The sequence below is a fragment of the Colwellia sp. BRX10-3 genome, from assembly GCF_014077505.1.
In the GTDB taxonomy this organism is placed as follows: domain Bacteria; phylum Pseudomonadota; class Gammaproteobacteria; order Enterobacterales; family Alteromonadaceae; genus Cognaticolwellia.
Map to the genome: position 1 here is coordinate 596,521 of NZ_JACGWA010000001.1, position 18,025 is coordinate 614,545.

The 18,025-nt window shown below is 38.5% G+C and carries 13 protein-coding genes; 5 read left to right on the forward strand and 8 right to left on the reverse strand.

Annotated elements, in window-relative coordinates:
• The first annotated feature begins 14 nt into the window (after positions 1–14).
• Positions 15–998, forward strand: coding sequence for a DUF3530 family protein (locus H4J38_RS02580; protein ID WP_182129159.1), 984 nt, complete (start codon positions 15–17; stop codon positions 996–998).
• Between the two features lie 38 nt (positions 999–1,036).
• Here H4J38_RS02580 and H4J38_RS02585 read toward each other — a convergent pair whose 3' ends face one another.
• A complete protein-coding gene (locus H4J38_RS02585) occupies positions 1,037–1,417 on the reverse strand; it encodes a YacL family protein (RefSeq protein ID WP_182129161.1) in 381 nt (126 codons plus the stop codon).
• Positions 1,418–2,310: 893 nt separating this feature from the next.
• On the opposite strand from H4J38_RS02585, the gene H4J38_RS02590 reads away from it, so the two are divergent.
• Both H4J38_RS02590 and H4J38_RS02595 read left to right on the forward strand, forming a co-directional pair.
• Entirely contained in the window at positions 2,311–3,024 is a 714-nt protein-coding gene (locus tag H4J38_RS02590; RefSeq protein WP_182129163.1) for a hypothetical protein, read from the forward strand.
• Between the two features lie 386 nt (positions 3,025–3,410).
• Positions 3,411–6,206, forward strand: coding sequence for a bifunctional aconitate hydratase 2/2-methylisocitrate dehydratase (locus H4J38_RS02595; protein ID WP_182129165.1), 2,796 nt, complete (start codon positions 3,411–3,413; stop codon positions 6,204–6,206).
• 249 nt (positions 6,207–6,455) lie between these two features.
• Here the strand turns inward: H4J38_RS02595 and H4J38_RS02600 are convergent, their stop codons facing one another.
• The 7 genes from H4J38_RS02600 to ampD form a co-directional block, all read right to left on the reverse strand.
• Positions 6,456–6,800 carry a hypothetical protein gene (locus H4J38_RS02600; RefSeq protein ID WP_182129167.1) on the reverse strand — a complete coding sequence of 115 codons (345 nt, stop codon included), beginning with the start codon at positions 6,798–6,800 and terminating at the stop codon, positions 6,456–6,458.
• Between the two features lie 138 nt (positions 6,801–6,938).
• The gene (lpdA, locus tag H4J38_RS02605; RefSeq protein WP_182129169.1) at positions 6,939–8,369 is read right to left on the reverse strand and encodes a dihydrolipoyl dehydrogenase; all 1,431 of its coding nucleotides are present in this window, start codon (positions 8,367–8,369) and stop codon (positions 6,939–6,941) included.
• A gap of 240 nt (positions 8,370–8,609) precedes the next feature.
• Positions 8,610–10,280: a dihydrolipoyllysine-residue acetyltransferase gene (aceF, locus tag H4J38_RS02610; protein ID WP_182129171.1), complete on the reverse strand. Its 1,671-nt coding sequence runs from the start codon at positions 10,278–10,280 to the stop codon at positions 8,610–8,612.
• A 25-nt stretch (positions 10,281–10,305) separates the two neighbouring features.
• A complete protein-coding gene (gene aceE / locus H4J38_RS02615) occupies positions 10,306–12,981 on the reverse strand; it encodes a pyruvate dehydrogenase (acetyl-transferring), homodimeric type (RefSeq protein ID WP_182129173.1) in 2,676 nt (891 codons plus the stop codon).
• A 143-nt stretch (positions 12,982–13,124) separates the two neighbouring features.
• On the reverse strand, positions 13,125–13,895 hold the full coding sequence (gene pdhR, locus H4J38_RS02620; RefSeq protein ID WP_182130094.1) for a pyruvate dehydrogenase complex transcriptional repressor PdhR: 771 nt from the start codon (positions 13,893–13,895) through the stop codon (positions 13,125–13,127).
• 722 nt (positions 13,896–14,617) lie between these two features.
• Complete coding sequence (gene ampE, locus H4J38_RS02625) at positions 14,618–15,496, reverse strand: beta-lactamase regulator AmpE (protein WP_182129175.1); 879 nt, start codon at positions 15,494–15,496, stop codon at positions 14,618–14,620.
• 112 nt (positions 15,497–15,608) lie between these two features.
• Positions 15,609–16,196, reverse strand: a complete 588-nt coding sequence (gene ampD, locus H4J38_RS02630; protein ID WP_182129176.1) for a 1,6-anhydro-N-acetylmuramyl-L-alanine amidase AmpD — start codon at positions 16,194–16,196, stop codon at positions 15,609–15,611.
• Positions 16,197–16,288: 92 nt separating this feature from the next.
• Between ampD and H4J38_RS02635 the strand changes: the two genes are divergently transcribed.
• A complete protein-coding gene (locus tag H4J38_RS02635; protein ID WP_182129178.1) occupies positions 16,289–16,810 on the forward strand; it encodes a TIGR02281 family clan AA aspartic protease in 522 nt (173 codons plus the stop codon).
• Positions 16,811–17,698, forward strand: a complete 888-nt coding sequence (gene nadC, locus H4J38_RS02640) for a carboxylating nicotinate-nucleotide diphosphorylase (protein ID WP_182129180.1) — start codon at positions 16,811–16,813, stop codon at positions 17,696–17,698.
• Positions 17,699–18,025 lie beyond the last annotated feature (327 nt).

Below are 18,025 nucleotides of genomic sequence, written 5' to 3' on the forward strand. Positions count from 1 at the left end.
AGGAAAATGTCTTTATGCGCTTGAAAATAAAACCCATCTTTTTTTTCATCACATTAGTGGCATCGACCATACTGGTTAACAGCGCTCATGCATTTGAGCCAGCCCAAGAAGAGCAAGCAGAAAAGACTGAGCAAAAGGCTAACATCGAATCTGAAGCAACTAAAAGCACTGAAACCGAGGTTGAAAAAACTGACGCTGAGTCTGTAAAAGACACTGAAGATGAACATCAACACCACGTTATTATTAACCCTCCTGTTGATTCATTTCAACAACAACAGCAAGATATTAAACATTACTTAACGCAAGAAAAAATTACACCATTACTTGTCGGTAATGACAATTATCTAACGGTAATTAATGAAAACACCACAGCAATTAATCAAGGCGTGATGGTGTTAATTCCTGATTGGCAACAAAGTATCGCAACGCCTAACGCCCTCAATCAGTTACGTAAAAATATGCCGCAACATGGCTGGACAACCATCACCTTGCATCCGCCAAATAAGCCAACTAACTATCCGTCACAAGCATTAACAGTTGAAGAGCGCAGCACTGAAAATATTGAAGTGTTAGCAAGCTACAGCAAAAAATTTGCCAATATTATGCTTGCGGTTATTGAAAAAGCCAAAACTTATCCAGGGGTAATTATTGTTGTCGCAGAAGGTAATCATAGCGCTGTCTTGCTCGACATTTATCAACAAGATTTAGTGGGTTCACCTGGTGCGCTTGTTATGCTTAGTAGCTATATGCCGACAATACCGGCAAGCGACAAAATAGCGCAACAACTAGCGATAACAGATTACCCAATACTCGATTTATATTTAAAGCGCGATCACCGCTTAGTACTAGCAAACGCTGTCATCAGAAAACATGCCGCTAAGAGGCAGCTGAAAGTTTATTACCGACAAAAGCAATTAAACAATCAAGTAACCGCTTACTACCCTAAAAACACCTTAACAACAGAAATTATAAATTGGCTTAGCGCTATCGGTTGGTAATGGTTTTTTAAGTTAAAAACAAGGTAACTTCTGTATAACTACTTTTTCCCGACGAACTTTGCCCAAGACAATAAAATTTCTCGAAAGTCTTCACGTCCACAAGATGAAGAATCCTGCTGATCAAAATCAATATCTTCTTCAATTAATGAATCTGGCAATACCTCTATTCCGTCCATACTAGCATTGGTTTGTACTGTTACATCTCCACGGTTAAAAACCACAGTGTATTCGTTACCGGTTATTGTGACCTCAGATTTTTTCTCTTGCTCTATTTCGGCCATAGCCGTTAATAATTGTTCTAGTTTTACTGCATCAGTGCCCACTTCAACTTCTAACCATGGACCAATAACTTCATGATCAAGTGAAAATTTAGCGATAGCACCACCAGTGATTGGATCATCTATAAATTGATATTCCATAAATACCTCATTCCGAAAAATCTTTAGGGGGAAACCCTATTTTTACCCATTGGATTATATAACCTGATCGCTTAGATTGATTTATTAAACCCGCTTGGTTTTTGGTTAGGTGATTTTCACTTAGTATTAGCAGCAGTGCTTTCAATCGTATTTAAAAGCAATAAAGTTAGCCTAAGAAACCACCATACTTTAAAGAAAATTTACTCTATTCATTTAGGACATTGTTTTAATAAATATCATAACTTAATTGTAGCAAAACCAGAGTTTTTAACACGAGATAACGAAGATTAATAAATAGATTAGTTATTTAGTGCTGCAGAATAGGGAAATTTTTTCTCACAACGATTAAACATAATTTTTTATTAGCAAAAAACCGTTTAATTCAAAACAATTATCTGCTGATTCATCCTAATTTGGGTTGTCTCTATTTTTGCTTTTTATACCTTTTAAAGTAGCAGTTCAACCGTTACCCGATGTTATTGTTGCAAAGCATATTGAGCCACCATTTTCTAATTTTGTTGACTGGATATTTATAGGTAAAAACATTAATATCGCTAATGCACTGGTTGCCCAATTAAACATAAATGTTAGTTTTATATATTGCCCTTTGGACCGATGCTTTGCCCTTCTATAAATGGCCAAGCCGATATGACTATTGCGATCCGAAAAAATCACACATTTGTCAAAAGCCTTAAAGGTCTTATCTGACCAAGGTAAACTAGAGACTATTTTAAAGAAAGTGAGAAGCTGAGTTGAATTTCAATTGAACTTACATCGTGCTATCGCGTCTATAAATTACCTTCTATTTATCTGATATTGATATCATTGTGCGAAAAGGAACTTACACCGCTGTAATATTTTCTCTACTTATACACGGCCTGATACTTTTTGTTATGCTTATAACTCAGTCGAACAAATCAATAATAGACAAAACAATATCTAATAAACCACCGATAAAAAGCTTCATCTATTATGCGCCTAATTTAGAAAAAACTAAGCAAAATACTGTTGAAGAAAAACCAGCCGAAAAAGAATTAATAACTAAAGCCACACCTGACACAATAAAAGACCTTAAGAAAGTTACTGTTAAGAAAACATCAACGTCCGTAAGCACAAAAAATGTTATTGAAGAGCCTCCATTACAATCATTTAAAGATGAGGCAAGTAAAGTCATCGAATTACCTGAAACGCTGCCTAAAACATCACAACCAAAACCATTGCCAGAACCCGCACAAAGAAAACTAGACAGATTCATCCAATTACAAAAGCTTCGCAGTCAACTGAATAAAAATTCTATTCCAAAGACAAATAATCCTTATCAAAGCTATCAACCACCTTCAGTCTTTAATACCAACACAAAGTCGGTTCCTCATTCGGTACCGTTAAAAGATGAAGAAAAAGAACGCGAAAAAAACACTAAAAACATGGGCGCAGGAATAGAGATTACCAAGGGTGATGATGGCACATGCTCTATTACACAAGATATGAGCGCCTACGGTTTAAGTGAAGGTTCATCAACGCAATATTTTAGCTGTGGTGAGTCTAAGTTCGATAAAAGCTTCCGTGAACATATGAAAAAAGTTAAAAATAAACTAGGTAAAGATTAATTTTCTAGCCGTGTAAACCACAATAAAATGCAATTTTTATAACTTTTTTTATAAAAAGCACCTCAAAAGTAGTCGTTCAATTATGTTTTCTAAATTAGTGGGAGCTACAGACAGAAAGTATCACAGAGATTATGCACTGACGATTATAGTAGGTCATTAATCTGATTTTTTCTAAAATGGGTTCTTCATTAAAATTTACAATGAAAAAATGCCACCTCTAATGCAATATAACCACTATAACTAGAACTTCTATTAGCTATAATTTGTGTGAATAACGCTTATTTAATCTAATGATTCGTCGCAGGCAAAAAATCAGGTAAACTAGGGGGTATAATTTGTCCTGCTAATAACTATTATTAGCATACTATAGCTAGAGGGAGTATTTAATGAGCCTGTATTTAGAATATATAGCAGAAATTGAAAATCGTAAGAATGAACTAGGCCTGGCACCTAAGCCAATTGATGGTGCTGAATTATTAGCAGAAATTATCGAACAAATTAAAGATTCAAGCCATGAGCACAGAGCTGATTCACTTAATTTCTTCATCTATAACACGTTACCAGGTACTACAAGTGCTGCCGGTCAAAAAGCCGCTTTTTTGAAAAAAATCATTTTAGGCGAAGAAGTTGTAGCAGAAATAACCTCTGAATTTGCTTTTGAACTACTATCACACATGAAAGGTGGTCCATCTATCGAAGTGCTACTTGATCTAGCATTAAGTGACGATTCAGCATTATCAACACCAGCTTCTAGCGTATTAAAAACTCAAGTATTCTTATACGATGCTGATACAGCTCGTCTTGAAGCAGCCTTTAAAGCAGGCAACGCCGTTGCTAAAGATCTTTTAGAAAGTTATGCAGAAGCTGAATTTTTCACCAAGCTGCCTAACATTGAAGAAAAAATTGAAGTTGTAACTTATATTGCTGGTGAAGGCGATATCTCAACTGATTTACTTTCTCCAGGTCACCAAGCGCATTCTCGTGCTGACCGTGAGTTACACGGCCAGTGTATGATCACGCCTGAAGCACAAAAGGAAATACAAGCATTACAAGCTAAGCACCCTAAAGCAAAAGTCATGCTTATTGCGGAAAAAGGCACGATGGGTGTTGGTTCTTCTCGTATGTCTGGTGTTAACAACGTAGCACTTTGGGCCGGTAAACAAGCAAGCCCATACGTGCCATTTATTAACATTGCTCCTGTAGTTGCGGGTACTAACGGTATTTCTCCAATCTTCTTAACGACTGTTGATGTAACTGGTGGTATTGGTCTTGATCTTAAAAACTGGGTTAAGAAAGTCGATGCAAACGGTAACACTGTTGTTGACGACAATGGCGATGCCGTATTAGAAGAAGCATACTCAGTTGCTACCGGCACTGTGTTAACGATTGATACTAAAGCGAAGAAGTTATTAAACGGTGATAAAGAGCTAGCAGACATCTCTTCAGCTTTCACTCCACAAAAAGTGGAATTCATGAAAGCAGGTGGTTCTTACGCTGTTGTATTTGGTAAAAAACTACAAACTTTTGCCTCTGAGGCTTTAGGTGTAGCAACTAAACTTGTTTATGCTGCTTCGAAAGAAATTTCACATGCAGGTCAAGGCCTTACTGCCGTTGAAAAAATATTCAACAGAAATGCTGTTGGTGTTCTTTCTGAAACCGACCTTCATGCAGGTTCAGATGTTCGTGTTAAAGTAAACATTGTTGGTTCACAAGACACTACAGGCCCTATGACTTGCCAAGAGCTAGAAGCGATGGCAGCATCAACTATCTCTCCTTTAGTTGACGGCGCATACCAGTCTGGTTGTCATACAGCATCTGTATGGGACAACAAAGCTAAAGCGAACATTCCTAAGCTCATGAGCTTCATGAACAAGTTTGGTCTAATCACAGCGCGTGACCCTAAAGGTGTTTACCACGCGATGACTGACGTAATTCATAAAGTATTAAATGATATTACTGTCGATGACCGCGCTATTATCATTGGTGGTGACTCGCATACTCGTATGTCTAAAGGTGTAGCATTTGGTGCCGATTCAGGTACTGTTGCGATCGCATTGGCGACAGGTGAAGCGGCTATGCCAATTCCAGAGTCTGTTAAAGTTACCTTTAAAGGTCATATGCAAGGTCACATGGATTTCCGTGATGTTGTACATGCAACACAAGCACAAATGCTTAAACAGTTTGGTGGTGAAAACGTATTCCAAGGTCGTATCATCGAAGTACATATTGGTACTTTAATGGCTGACCAAGCATTCACCTTCACTGATTGGTCTGCAGAAATGAAAGCAAAAGCTTCAATCTGTATTTCAAATAATGAAACCTTAATTAAATCAATCGAGCTTGCTAAGAGCCGTATCCAAATCATGATCAACAAGGGTATGGAAAACGAAGCAAAAACGCTTAACGGTTTAATCGCATTAGCTGACAAGCGTATTGAAGAAGTTAAATCAGGCACTAGTCCAGCACTAGCACCTGACGATGCAGCTAAATACTACGCAGAAGTTGTTATCGACTTAGACGTTATCGACCAACCAATGATTGCTGACCCTGATGTAAACAACGATGATGCATCTAAGCGTTACACCCATGATGTTATTCGCCCAGTATCATTCTACAACGGAAAAACTGTCGACTTAGCCTTTGTTGGCTCTTGTATGGTGCACAAAGGTGACATGCAAATCATCGCTCAAATGTTACGTAACATTGAAAAGCAAAATGGCAAAGTTGAATTTAAAGTGCCATTAGTTGTAGCGCCACCAACTTACAACATTGTTGATGAACTTAAAGCAGAAGGCGATTGGGATATTTTGCGTAAATATTCTGGTTTTGAATTTGATGATGCTAACCCGAAAGGTGCTGCACGTACTAAGTACGAAAACATCATGTATTTAGAGCGCCCTGGTTGTAACTTATGTATGGGTAACCAAGAAAAAGCTGAACCTGGCGATACGGTTATCGCAACATCAACGCGCTTATTCCAAGGTCGTGTTGTAGCCGATACCGCTGAGAAAAAAGGTGAGTCATTATTAGGTTCAACACCTTTAGTTGTGCTTTCATCGGTACTGGGTCGTTTCCCGACAATCGAAGAATACAAAGCCGCTGTTGAAGGTATTGACTTAACTCGCTTCGCTCCTCCTACAGAAGAGATGAGCACTAAGTACGTACCGATTAACATGGTATAAGCTTTACCTTGCGTTCTAACTAACATTGCTCGTTAACGTTAGCTAGATTAAGTGTTCGACTCAGTACTTAAATCAAGAGTTGAGAGAACACTGAAGGTTAAATACGAAAAAAGGTGACTTAATATAAGTCACCTTTTTTATGTCTTCACTAAATTGATATTAGCTAGCAGTAAAATTAATTTAACACCTCAGTACATCTATACTTACTTTATTTTTACTTATTACTGACTGTAGAAAACATTCAAAACACTACGGATTATGGCATTCAATATTCGCAGATAATGAAGGCATAATCATATTAGGAAATGATAATTTATCATCAAAGCGCTCAACCCCTTCTAACACTTCAATTTTAAAGCCGTAACTTTTACATATTCGTAACGACCGACGCATTAAAAAAGTGGCCAACTTACTAAACTCAGTATTTTGCTTAGCAATAACTTGAAGATGGTGCTTACCGCCTTTTAAATCTGTTTGTTTAAATTGTATTTGATGATCAAAGTCCCACTGAGAGGCACCATTAGCTGTTTCGATATGGCTTGAACATGCTGTTAATGATAGCGAGAAAAGTATATATATTATGTTTTTCATCATTATAATTCCTTATAAATCAAGGTTAAGCTTTTATACTCAGTATAGTCGCGCAGTAGATCTATAGCCAAATTAACGCACAAAAAAGCCAGCATTTTTGCTGGCTTTTAAATTGATTAACTTAAATGATAAATTAAAAAATTATTTTTTCTTTTTAACTGCTTTCGCGTTCGGCAAATCAGTAATTGAGCCTTCAAAAATCTCTGCAGCTAAACCGATCGATTCATTTAACGTTGGGTGAGCATGAATAGTCAAACCAACATCCTCAGCATCTGCGCCCATTTCAATCGCTAAACAAATTTCACCTAGCATTTCACCAGCGTTGATACCAACAATAGCACCACCTAAAACACGGCCAGTTTCTTTGTCGAAGATCATCTTAGTTTTACCTTCGGTGCGCGCAGAAGCAATGGCACGACCAGAAGCAGCCCAAGGGAAGTTAGCTACTTCAATATTCAAACCTTGCTCTTTCGCTTCGCTTTCTGTCACGCCTGCCCAAGCCATTTCTGGATCGGTATAAGCAACTGAAGGAATACAACGAGGTTCGAAAGTATGTTTCTTACCTGCGATAACTTCAGCAGCACAATGCGCTTCATGTACGGCTTTATGGGCTAACATAGGTTGGCCAACAACATCACCAATCGCGAAAATGTGATTAACGTTAGTACGAAGTTCATTGGTTACGTTAATAAAGCCACGCTCATCAACATTAACACCAGCTTTGTCTGCAGCAACTAAGTGACCGTTTGGCTTACGGCCAACCGCAACTAAAATCTTGTCGTAACGTACTTGTCCTTCTGGGGCATTTTTGCCTTCAAAAGTAACATATAAACCGTCATCTTTAGCATCAACCGCAACTACTTTAGTTGACAACATAATGTTGAATTTTTTCTTGTTGTACTTAGTGTAAATTTGCACTATGTCTTTATCAGCAGCAGGTACTAATTGATCAGCAAATTCTACAACTGAAACATTTGAACCTAAAGCTCTATATACAGTACCCATTTCTAGGCCGATAATACCGCCACCAAGTACCAACATTTCTTCAGGAATGTCTTGCAACTCTAAAGCACCTGTTGAGTCGATAACACGTGGGTCTTCAGTTGGTACAAAAGGTAAATCAACCACTGATGAACCGGCAGCAATAATTGCATTATCAAACGTGATAGTCGTTTTGCCATCAGCGCCTTCTACTTCAACAGTTTTATCTGAAGTAAACTTACCGTAACCAAATACCGTTTTAACTTTACGTGCTTTAGCCATACCGCCTAAACCACCGGTTAATTGACCAACAACGGTTTCTTTCCAGCCACGAATTTTGTCTAAATCAATTTTAGGTGCACCAAAAGTAACGCCATGAGATGCCATTGCTGCTGCATCGTCAATAACTTTAGCTACGTGTAAAAGTGCTTTTGAAGGGATACAACCCACATTCAAACAAACGCCACCCAGCGTTTCACGGCTTTCAACTAATACAACGTCTAAACCTAAATCTGCTGCGCGAAATGCTGCTGAATAGCCACCAGGACCCGCACCTAAAACTACTACTTGAGTTTTAATATCGTTACTCATGCTAACCTCAAAAATTGATGTATTTATTGCTGGTTTACCAGCCTATATATACCGAGCATTGATTAAAAGTGTTAACCGTTAATATGTTCAGCATTTCATTATATCTTACTTGTCGGCGATTTTACTTAAACCGCACTAGAATCGCTATCTTTTAATTAGCGAAAAGTTGGTAAAGTGAAAATTAACTCATTCCTTTCACTCTACCAACTTTATGTCATATTACTGACTTATCAAGGCAAATTATAAAATGAGCTTTCTAATATCGCTCATTACTCCTGCCAGATGTACAGTAAAGCGTGCTGCTAATGCGCCGTCAATTACACGATGGTCGTAAGACATAGATAACGGTAACATGAGTTTAGGTTCAAAATCATTACCATTCCATTTAGGTTTCATTTCTGATTTAGAAACACCTAAAATTGCCACTTCTGGTGCATTAACGATTGGCGTAAAGGCCGTACCGCCAATACCACCCAGGCTTGAAATAGTAAAACAGCCACCTTGCATATCTGTCGCTTTTAACTTGCCGTCACGTGCTTTCATACTAATTTCAAGTAATTCACGTGATAACTGGTGAATGCCTTTTTGATCAACATCACGCACTACCGGTACAACTAAGCCATTAGGTGTATCAACCGCAACACCAATGTGAATATACTTTTTAAGAATTAAACTTTCACCGTCTTCACTCAAGCTTGAGTTGAATACCGGGAAGGTTCTAAGCGCGTCTGCCGCCGCTTTTAAAATAAACACCAATGGCGTGATTTTAAAACCGAGCTTTTGTTTTTCACAAATAACATTTTGCTCTTTGCGGAATGCTTCAACATTAGTGATATCAGCTTCATCAAATTGTGTAACATGTGGAATCGTTACCCAGTTGCGATGTAAGAATGGTCCAGAGATTTTCTGAATGCGTGTTAGCGCTTTCGTTTCAACTTCACCAAACTTAGCAAAATCAATTTGTTTAGCCTTAACAACTTGTAAACCACCTTCTCCAGATGCTACTGAACTACCGGCATTAGCTTTCGGACGGGACAATTCATATTTAACATATGACTGTACATCTTCTTTTAAAATACGACCTTTACGTCCAGAGCCTTTAACTAATGTTAAATCAACACCAAATTCACGCGCTATTCGACGAATCGAAGGTGAAGTATAAATAGCACCAGCATTGGTTAATCCCATTTGCGGATGATGAGGTACAGGCGCTGGTTTTTTAGCAGCTGGCGCTGGTGTAGCTTCAGCTTCGGGTGCTTCAGTTGGAGCAGCAACAGGCGCTTCAGTCTCAGCCGGCGCACCCGAAGATGTTTCAAGCTTTATAACAATAGAACCCTGCTTAACTTTATCACCAGTACTGATTAAAACTTCTTTGACCGTCCCGGCATGTGACGATGGCACATCCATGGTGGCTTTATCAGTTTCTAAGGTAATTAGACCATCTTCAGCTTCAATAACATCACCAACAGCAACTAGCACATCGATTACGTCAACTTCGCCATCTTCACCAATATCAGGTACGGCTATTTCGATAATTTCACTACTGCCAGCCACAACCGGCGCTTCTTCTGCTGCAGGTTCAGCAGTAGATGCTTCAGCCTTTTCTTCTGGCTCTGACTCTGCTTCAGCAGGCACTTCTGTAGATTCTGTTTCAGCTTCAGCATTGCTTTCTGCAGCGCCTTTCATTTCGGCAATAACATCACCTTCTTTGATCTTGTCGCCAACTTTAACTGATAGGGCAACAAGTTCACCAGCAAACGGGGCTGGAATATCCATTGATGCTTTATCGGTTTCAACCGTAATAATACCTTCGTCAGCTTCTAAACTATCACCAACTGCAAAGCATATTTCGATAACTTCAACTTCATCGCCACCGACATCAGGGACTAGAATTTTTTCAATATCAGACATTTCTTAATTCCTTATCTAGTCTTAATTACGCGTAAAGCGGGTTAAGTTTGTCAACATCAATGTTAAAGCGTTTAATTGCTTCACTTACCACTTTGCTTTTAATCTCACCACGGTTTGCCAATTCATAAAGTGCAGCAACAACAATGTAGTTTTGATCAACTTCAAAATGTTGACGTAAGTTGTCACGGCTATCACTACGGCCAAAACCGTCAGTACCTAATACACGATACTCGGTATTGATATAAGCACGCACTTGGTCAGAATAGTTTTTAACATAATCAGTTGCTGCAATGGCTGGGCCTTTATCTGCAGTAATTATCTTAGAAAGATAGGCTGTTTTTTGTTTGCTTTCTGGGTGTAGCATGTTCCAGCGCGCAACTTCTTGTCCTTCACGTGCCAATTCATTAAATGAAGTGACAGAATATACATCACTCGATACACCGTAATCAGCTGACAAAATTTGTGCTGCTTGACGTACTTTCTGCAAAATTGTACCTGAGCCCATTAATTGCACGTTCGCTTTAGATTTTTTAGCTGTAACGCGTTCAAGTTGGTAAATACCTTTAATGATTTCATCTTCAACCGTTTTATTTTCTGGCATAGCAGGGTGTTGATAGTTTTCATTCATTAGCGTTAAGTAGAAGAAAACATTTTCATTTTCTTCATACATGCGACGTAAACCTTCGCGCACGATAACCGCAATTTCATAACCGTAAGTTGGATCATAAGTGACACAGTTAGGGATTAAACCCGCTTGCACATGTGAATGACCATCTTGATGTTGTAAACCTTCACCATTAAGTGTTGTTCTACCGGCCGTAGCACCTAACAAGAAACCACGTGCTTGGCTATCGCCAGCAGCCCATGCTAAATCACCAACACGTTGGAAACCAAACATTGAATAGTAAATGTAAAATGGAATTGTTGTTGCATTACAGGTTGAGTAAGACGTACCAGAAGCAACCCAAGACGCCATAGCACCTAGTTCGTTAATACCTTCTTGTAACACTTGGCCTTTCTTATCTTCACGGTAATAAGCAACTTGGTCAGCATCTTGTGGAATATATTTTTGACCTTCGCTAGCATAAATACCGACTTGGCGGAATAAACCTTCCATACCAAAAGTACGCGCTTCGTCAGGAATAATTGGCACAATACGCTTACCGATTTTCTTGTCTTTTAATAAGCTGTTAAGTACGCGAACAAAAGTCATTGTTGATGATACTTCACGCTCACCTGAACCTTTTAAAATAGGCTCAAATATTTTTAATGCTGGAATATCAAGCGATTCTTCTGCTTGCACACGACGTGCAGGTAATGAACCACCTAATGCTTCGCGGCGCGCTTTCATATACTTAAATTCTTCACTATCTTCAGGAAATTTGAAGAAAGGTAAGTCAGCAATCTCATTATCGCTTACCGGAATATTAAAACGGTCACGGTAATGCTTAAGCGAATCAACGTCCATTTTCTTCACGTTATGCGCAATATTCAATGCTTCACCTGATGCACCTAAACCGAAACCTTTAACTGTTTTAGCTAAGATAACTGTTGGACGACCTTTGGTTTCTATCGCACGTTTGTAAGCAGCGTAAACTTTAACTGGATCATGGCCACCACGGTTTAAGCGGTAGATATCTTCATCTGACATATTAGCTACTAGTGCCGCAGTTTCAGGATATTTATTGAAGAAATTTTCGCGGGTGTATTTACCACCTTTAGCTTTACAGTTCTGGTATTCACCATCAACTGTTTCGCTCATTAGTTGCAATAATTTACCAGAAGTATCGCGTGCAATTAGCGCATCCCAGTATGAGCCCCAAATAACTTTAACCACTTCCCAGCCTGCGCCACGGAATGTGCCTTCAAGTTCTTGAATAATTTTACCGTTACCGCGAACAGGGCCATCTAAACGCTGTAAGTTACAGTTAATAACAAATGTTAAATTATCTAAACCTTCACGCGTCGCTAAGCCGATAGCACCTAATGATTCAGGTTCATCAGTTTCGCCGTCACCTAAGAAACAATAAACTCGTTGGCCTGAACAGTCTTTAATACCGCGATCGGTTAAATATTTCAAGAAACGAGCAGTATAAATAGCTTGTAGTGGACCTAAACCCATCGAAACAGTTGGAAATTGCCAAAAGTCGGGCATTAAATGCGGATGTGGATATGAAGATAAACCTTTACCATCACATTCTTGACGGAAGTTATTCATTTGATCTTCAGTTAAACGTCCTTCCATAAAGGCACGAGAATAAATACCTGGAGAAATATGACCTTGAGCAAAAATAAAGTCACCACCATCTTTATCAGAAGCGGCTCTAAAGAAATGGTTAAAACCGACATCATATAACATTGCAGAAGACGCAAAGCTGCCAATATGTCCGCCAAGATCTAAATCTTTTTTAGAGGCGCGTAATACCAACACTAAAGCATTCCAACGAATAGCCGCACGAATACGGGCCTCTATTGTTTGGTCAGCCGGCATATGCGGTTCTAAGCCAGGTGGAATGGTATTTACATAAGCTGTTTTGGCGTCAAACGGTAAATGAGTACCGCTACGACGGGCTCTATCGATTAACTTTTCAAGTAGAAAATGGGCACGTTCTGGGCCTTCATTTTCTAACACAGACTCCATTGATTCTAACCATTCTTGGGTTTCCATTGAATCAATATCTAGATTTGGGAGCTCAGACATAATTACTTAGTCTCCAATTATTGTTTGTTAAGTAAATTTAGTGGTTTAAAGATAGCTGTTTTTAAGCAGATATCCTTAACTCGTTTTAATTTTTTCAAACCAATTCGATTGAGTAACTTGTCTCTAATCGATAATTAATTTGGTTAATTGCTATCGACCTGCGGTCGTTTCATTCTGCGTATAGAACGTTCCATACGACTGTTTTCCTGCGACATTTTTAATAGCACTTCTTCAATAAAGGCTAAATGCCTATGGCTAGCACCCCAGGCGATTTGGGGCTTACCACTAACAATCGCACTCATTAAACGCGTACGATAATCAGATATTTGGCTGAACACATCAGGTCGCTTAGCCAAAATAGTTAAATTTTTCTCAATATTGTCAATCAACAACGGCGCCATGCTATGGGCTAAATGTAAAATAACCGCATTGTGGCTAGCGGCGCATATAGCGAGGTAAAAATCGAAAACGGATTCAGCTTCAAGGCGGTAACTGTCTTCTAACTGCGCTGTACCTATGCTGTCATGTTTACGTTGAATTTCATCAAAATCAGCTTGTGTACCACGCATTGCAGCATAATAAGCTGACATACCTTCAATGCCATGGCGAAATTCTAACAAATCAAACTGTGACTCTTTATTGTTCGCCATTAGAGCAAACAAAGGGTCTGACAGCCCACCTAAAATTTTATCGCTGACAAAAGTACCGCCACCTTGGCGGCGAGTAATTAAATTTTTTGCTTCTAGCTTTTGCATTGCTTCACGCAATGACGGTCGAGAAACATCAAACTGTATGGCTAGTTCTCGTTCTGCTGGCAATTTTTGCCCAGGCTTTAAACTACCTTCTAGGATCATAGTCTCAAGCTGAGCCAAAATAACATCTGACAACTTAGCTTGCTTTACCGGCTTTTTAATACTCGGAATTGACATTTAAAACCCTTTATTATTCAGATATATTGCATCTAAATTCATTAACTCAATTAAAAATTCACATGGTAAATTGGTCTTACCAATTGATTTTTTCAGTTGTAATGTAACAAATGAATATGGCGTTGTAAATACAGTGAGCAATTTATCGACAACTAGTAATTCTATAAAGCTATTCCTTTAACAGTAGAGGAGTAGCATGAAACAGCAACTCAATCAGGTACTAAAGCTAATAGGTGCAAAATAATATAGCGGTTACTTTCTTAGCATAATAAACTTTTTCGATTTCACTTCGTGGAATAGACCTTGGAGACTTAATACTACTGCATTAAAAGCAAAGTAATATTGAACATGGAATACAGCGATTACAATGGGACAGAGTTCAGTATTAGCAATGTACTGTATTAGCCATACAATAATTTGCTCAATAGTATTAAGGTGTGGTTAATTCAGAATTACTTTTACAGTAAGTTTTTGCATTTAGAAGGGCACGCAATCTGCAGGAAATAATAGTCGTATTACATTCGTAGCTGTTAAATTTTAGGCATATACGAGCACTTAACACAGGTAGAGTCAAAAAGAGCGTATTAAGCACCTTAGTTATACGTAGTGCTTTATCTAATTAAATTAAGGCTAATAACTTTACTCAGGTAAGGATTTACTCAATAGCAGCACTGTTAACTAAGAGGTGCTGCTATTAAATAAATCACTTAGGAAAGTATGCCTGTCAGGGTTAATACCGCGATTACTGCTAAAAATAGTAACAATGTCCGCTTTGCTAGTTTAACTAATAAACAAGGTTCAGCAGTGCAATCATCAGCATCGACCATAAAGTCTTCAGACATTTGAGCAACGTCTATTAATACTTTGCTGGGCGGCTTTTCAAACTCAAATAAATTTTCGATCCAAACCGGCATGGCTTTCGAAAAGTGGCCAACAAACATATAACCAAAAGCAACAAGCCTAACGGGTAACCAATCTACCCAAAATAATAATTGCTGATTGGATTGGCAAGTATCCTGTCTATTTTTAGTATCGAGTTCGGCATTGTCGTTCTGTTCATCCGTGGTAGTTTCTTGATCATTTGAACATTCATTAACCGTGGTTAATAGGCGATAAAACAATGCACCAGCCGGACCAAATAACACGAAAAATAGCATAACGGCAATAAAGTAACGATAGTTCAGCCAAACCATTGCTTGACCAAATCCCATGTTAGCAATGTTTTTATCTTGTTGCAGTTGCAAGTGGTGCAACTCACAACTGGTCAATTCACCTTTAAAAGCTGCAACCAAATAACTTTTGTACGTGTCGCGCGTTTTCATACAACCGAAACAAACAATCAGTATTAATGTTGATGCTATTAAATAAAGCAAAGCGTTGTCAATTTGCCCTAATAAAAAATAACAACCAAGCACAGGAATAAAAATTACCCCATAACTTAAAACCGCAAAATTTCGATAATTAGCAAGCAATTTAGTTTTCTTAATCACTGCCATATATCGTTGGTATAAAGTATCAAATTGCCAAGCGCTAGAAGACAAATAGCGTTCAGCAACCAGTGCAATTAACAAACTAATTAAGCTCATTTTTAATTATCCATATATTAAGTAAATTTTAAGTTTTAAGCTGTCAGTTATCGCCAACTCACTACTGCCGTTTGTTTTACTGAAAGCTGATAGCTTTTTCTCAGCTTATTTGTCAGTTTTCCCCGACCAATAAAGCCCGATAGTATTGCCAATCAAACGCTTCGCCAGGATCCGTTTTACGCCCCGGTGCTATATCACAATGCCCAACTATATTACTTTCCAATTCAGGATAAACGCGAATCAAAGATTGACTCAAGCGGCTAAGTTGCTGGTATTGTGCTTTAGTATAGGAAATATCATCTGTGCCTTCCAGCTCAATACCGATTGAAAAGTCATTACACTTTTCTCGTCCTTTGTAAGTCGAAACGCCCGCATGCCATGCTTTATCATTAAAAGAAACATATTGCACAATATTGCCATCACGCTGAATAAGGCAATGCGCTGATACACGTATGCTATATATACCTTCAAAGTAAGGGTCAATGTTTGGATCTAAATTACCAAGAAAAAAGTCAGTTATATGATTAGCGCCAAATTTCCCTGGTGGCAATGAAATATTATGCACAACCAATAAATTAACCGTTTCATTTTCAACTCTAGGCTCACAATGGCTAGATTTTTGAATTTCGACATCAGTTAGCCAGCCATTTTTAATCGCTAGTTCAGGGATATTTTTTCGGTCATCTTGCAGAAATGACATACAATAATTCACAGTTTGTTTATCAATGCACTATTACATAGTAAAGTTATCATTAGAACAAGATTTTATATTAATCTAACCGTTGGACATGTATGACAAAAAATGACACTACAGCAAGCTTTGGCAAAGGTTTTGTCTGGATAGCTTGGATTATCGGCATAGCTTTATTAGTGTTTGTATTTCAAGACTTGTTGGACGAGCAATACAACCCAAATCAAGAACCCAAGCTTTCATTGCAGGCTAATGGTAAAGCAGAAGTTATGTTGCAGCAAAACCGGCAGGGGCATTATGTGACCAATGGCGCAATTAATGGCACACAAGTCACTTTTTTACTTGATACCGGTGCAACACACGTTTCAATTCCAGCACATATAGCAGAGACCTTATCCCTGCAAGCTCAAGAGCAGATGCGAGTGCAAACCGCTAATGGCACTATTACCGTTTACCAAACCGAGATAAATGAACTACGCATTGGCAATATCTACCTATATAATGTCGCGGCCAATATTAACCCGAGTATGGCTGCTGATGAAATTCTGTTGGGCATGAGCGCCCTAAAAAGAGTAGAATTTAGCCAAACCGGAAAACAACTAATTTTACGAGAGCAGCTTTAAATGTTACCAGCATCATTATTAAACGACATCACCAAAACCGTAACTTGGGCATTATGTGAAGACTTAGGCGTAAATACCTATAACGAACTCGCCGCTAGTAGTGATATTACAGCCGAACTTATTCCGGCACAAAACCAAGCAGTAGCCAACATTATCAGTCGTGACGAATGTGTTGTTTGTGGTGTAGCTTGGGTAAATGAAGTATTTAAACAGCTTGATAGTATTTACCATACTGAAACCAAAATCACTTGGTATGTAAACGATGGTCAACACGTAAAAGCCAACACCACACTCTTTGAATTGGAAGGCAATGCCCGCATTTTATTAACCGGCGAGCGCACCGCTTTAAACTTTTTACAAAGTCTTTCAGGTACTGCAACAGTAACTAGCTCATACGTAAAACACCTTGAAGGTACTACTACTAAATTACTTGATACTCGTAAAACCTTACCTGGACTGCGTAGCGCGCAAAAATACGCGGTAACTTGTGGCGGTGGTGTTAATCATAGAATTGGCTTATTCGATGCGTTTTTAATTAAAGAAAATCATATTGCCGCTTGTGGTGGTATTAGCAAAGCCATTAGCACAGCGCGTGTTAATCATGCGGACAAAACCGTTGAAGTAGAAGTTGAAAGTATCGCTGAGTTAACTCAAGCACTAAACGCAGGTGCCGACATCATTATGCTAGATAACTTTAGCACCGAAATGATCGAACAAGCCGTTAAGCTAACCACCGAAATATCAGCCGGTAGCACTAAATTAGAAGTTTCTGGCAATATGACGTTAAGCACGTTAAAAGATTATGCCAAGTCCGGCGTCGACTTTATCTCTGTTGGTGCATTAACCAAACATATCCAAGCGGTTGATCTGTCGATGCGCTTTGTTTAAATCAAAACCCTGCCATAAATAATCAGCTTTAAGCTGTCAGTTCAAAGCTTTCAGTGAAAACAACAATCTCTAAAGCGACTTGTTTTTTCATTTACTGATAGCTGATGGCTGAGAGCTTAAAAATAGCCCTAACTTCAGTTAAAAACAATTCCCACATAGTGCGCTGTTTTCGTTCTACAGACAGCTTAAGGCTTAAAACTTGATACTAATCAAAACAATATCCATGCTTAATTTTAAAAGCAGATGAAATTTAGCAATTAAAGCGTAAAAAGAGAGATAAATTGTAAAAAACTTAAAAAAAACTTAAAAAAAAGCGTAACAATGTTT

Bases quoted from the DNA above. Each gene is read 5' to 3' on its own strand.
- H4J38_RS02580 (WP_182129159.1), top strand. From the start codon at position 15: ATGCGCTTGAAAATAAAACCCATCTTTTTTTTCATCACATTAGTGGCA.
- H4J38_RS02585 (WP_182129161.1), bottom strand. From the start codon at position 1,417: ATGGAATATCAATTTATAGATGATCCAATCACTGGTGGTGCTATCGCT.
- H4J38_RS02590 (WP_182129163.1), top strand. From the start codon at position 2,311: ATGCTTATAACTCAGTCGAACAAATCAATAATAGACAAAACAATATCT.
- H4J38_RS02595 (WP_182129165.1), top strand. From the start codon at position 3,411: ATGAGCCTGTATTTAGAATATATAGCAGAAATTGAAAATCGTAAGAAT.
- H4J38_RS02600 (WP_182129167.1), bottom strand. From the start codon at position 6,800: ATGATGAAAAACATAATATATATACTTTTCTCGCTATCATTAACAGCA.
- lpdA (WP_182129169.1), bottom strand. From the start codon at position 8,369: ATGAGTAACGATATTAAAACTCAAGTAGTAGTTTTAGGTGCGGGTCCT.
- aceF (WP_182129171.1), bottom strand. From the start codon at position 10,280: ATGTCTGATATTGAAAAAATTCTAGTCCCTGATGTCGGTGGCGATGAA.
- aceE (WP_182129173.1), bottom strand. From the start codon at position 12,981: ATGTCTGAGCTCCCAAATCTAGATATTGATTCAATGGAAACCCAAGAA.
- ampE (WP_182129175.1), bottom strand. From the start codon at position 15,496: ATGAGCTTAATTAGTTTGTTAATTGCACTGGTTGCTGAACGCTATTTG.
- ampD (WP_182129176.1), bottom strand. From the start codon at position 16,196: ATGTCATTTCTGCAAGATGACCGAAAAAATATCCCTGAACTAGCGATT.
- H4J38_RS02635 (WP_182129178.1), top strand. From the start codon at position 16,289: ATGACAAAAAATGACACTACAGCAAGCTTTGGCAAAGGTTTTGTCTGG.
- nadC (WP_182129180.1), top strand. From the start codon at position 16,811: ATGTTACCAGCATCATTATTAAACGACATCACCAAAACCGTAACTTGG.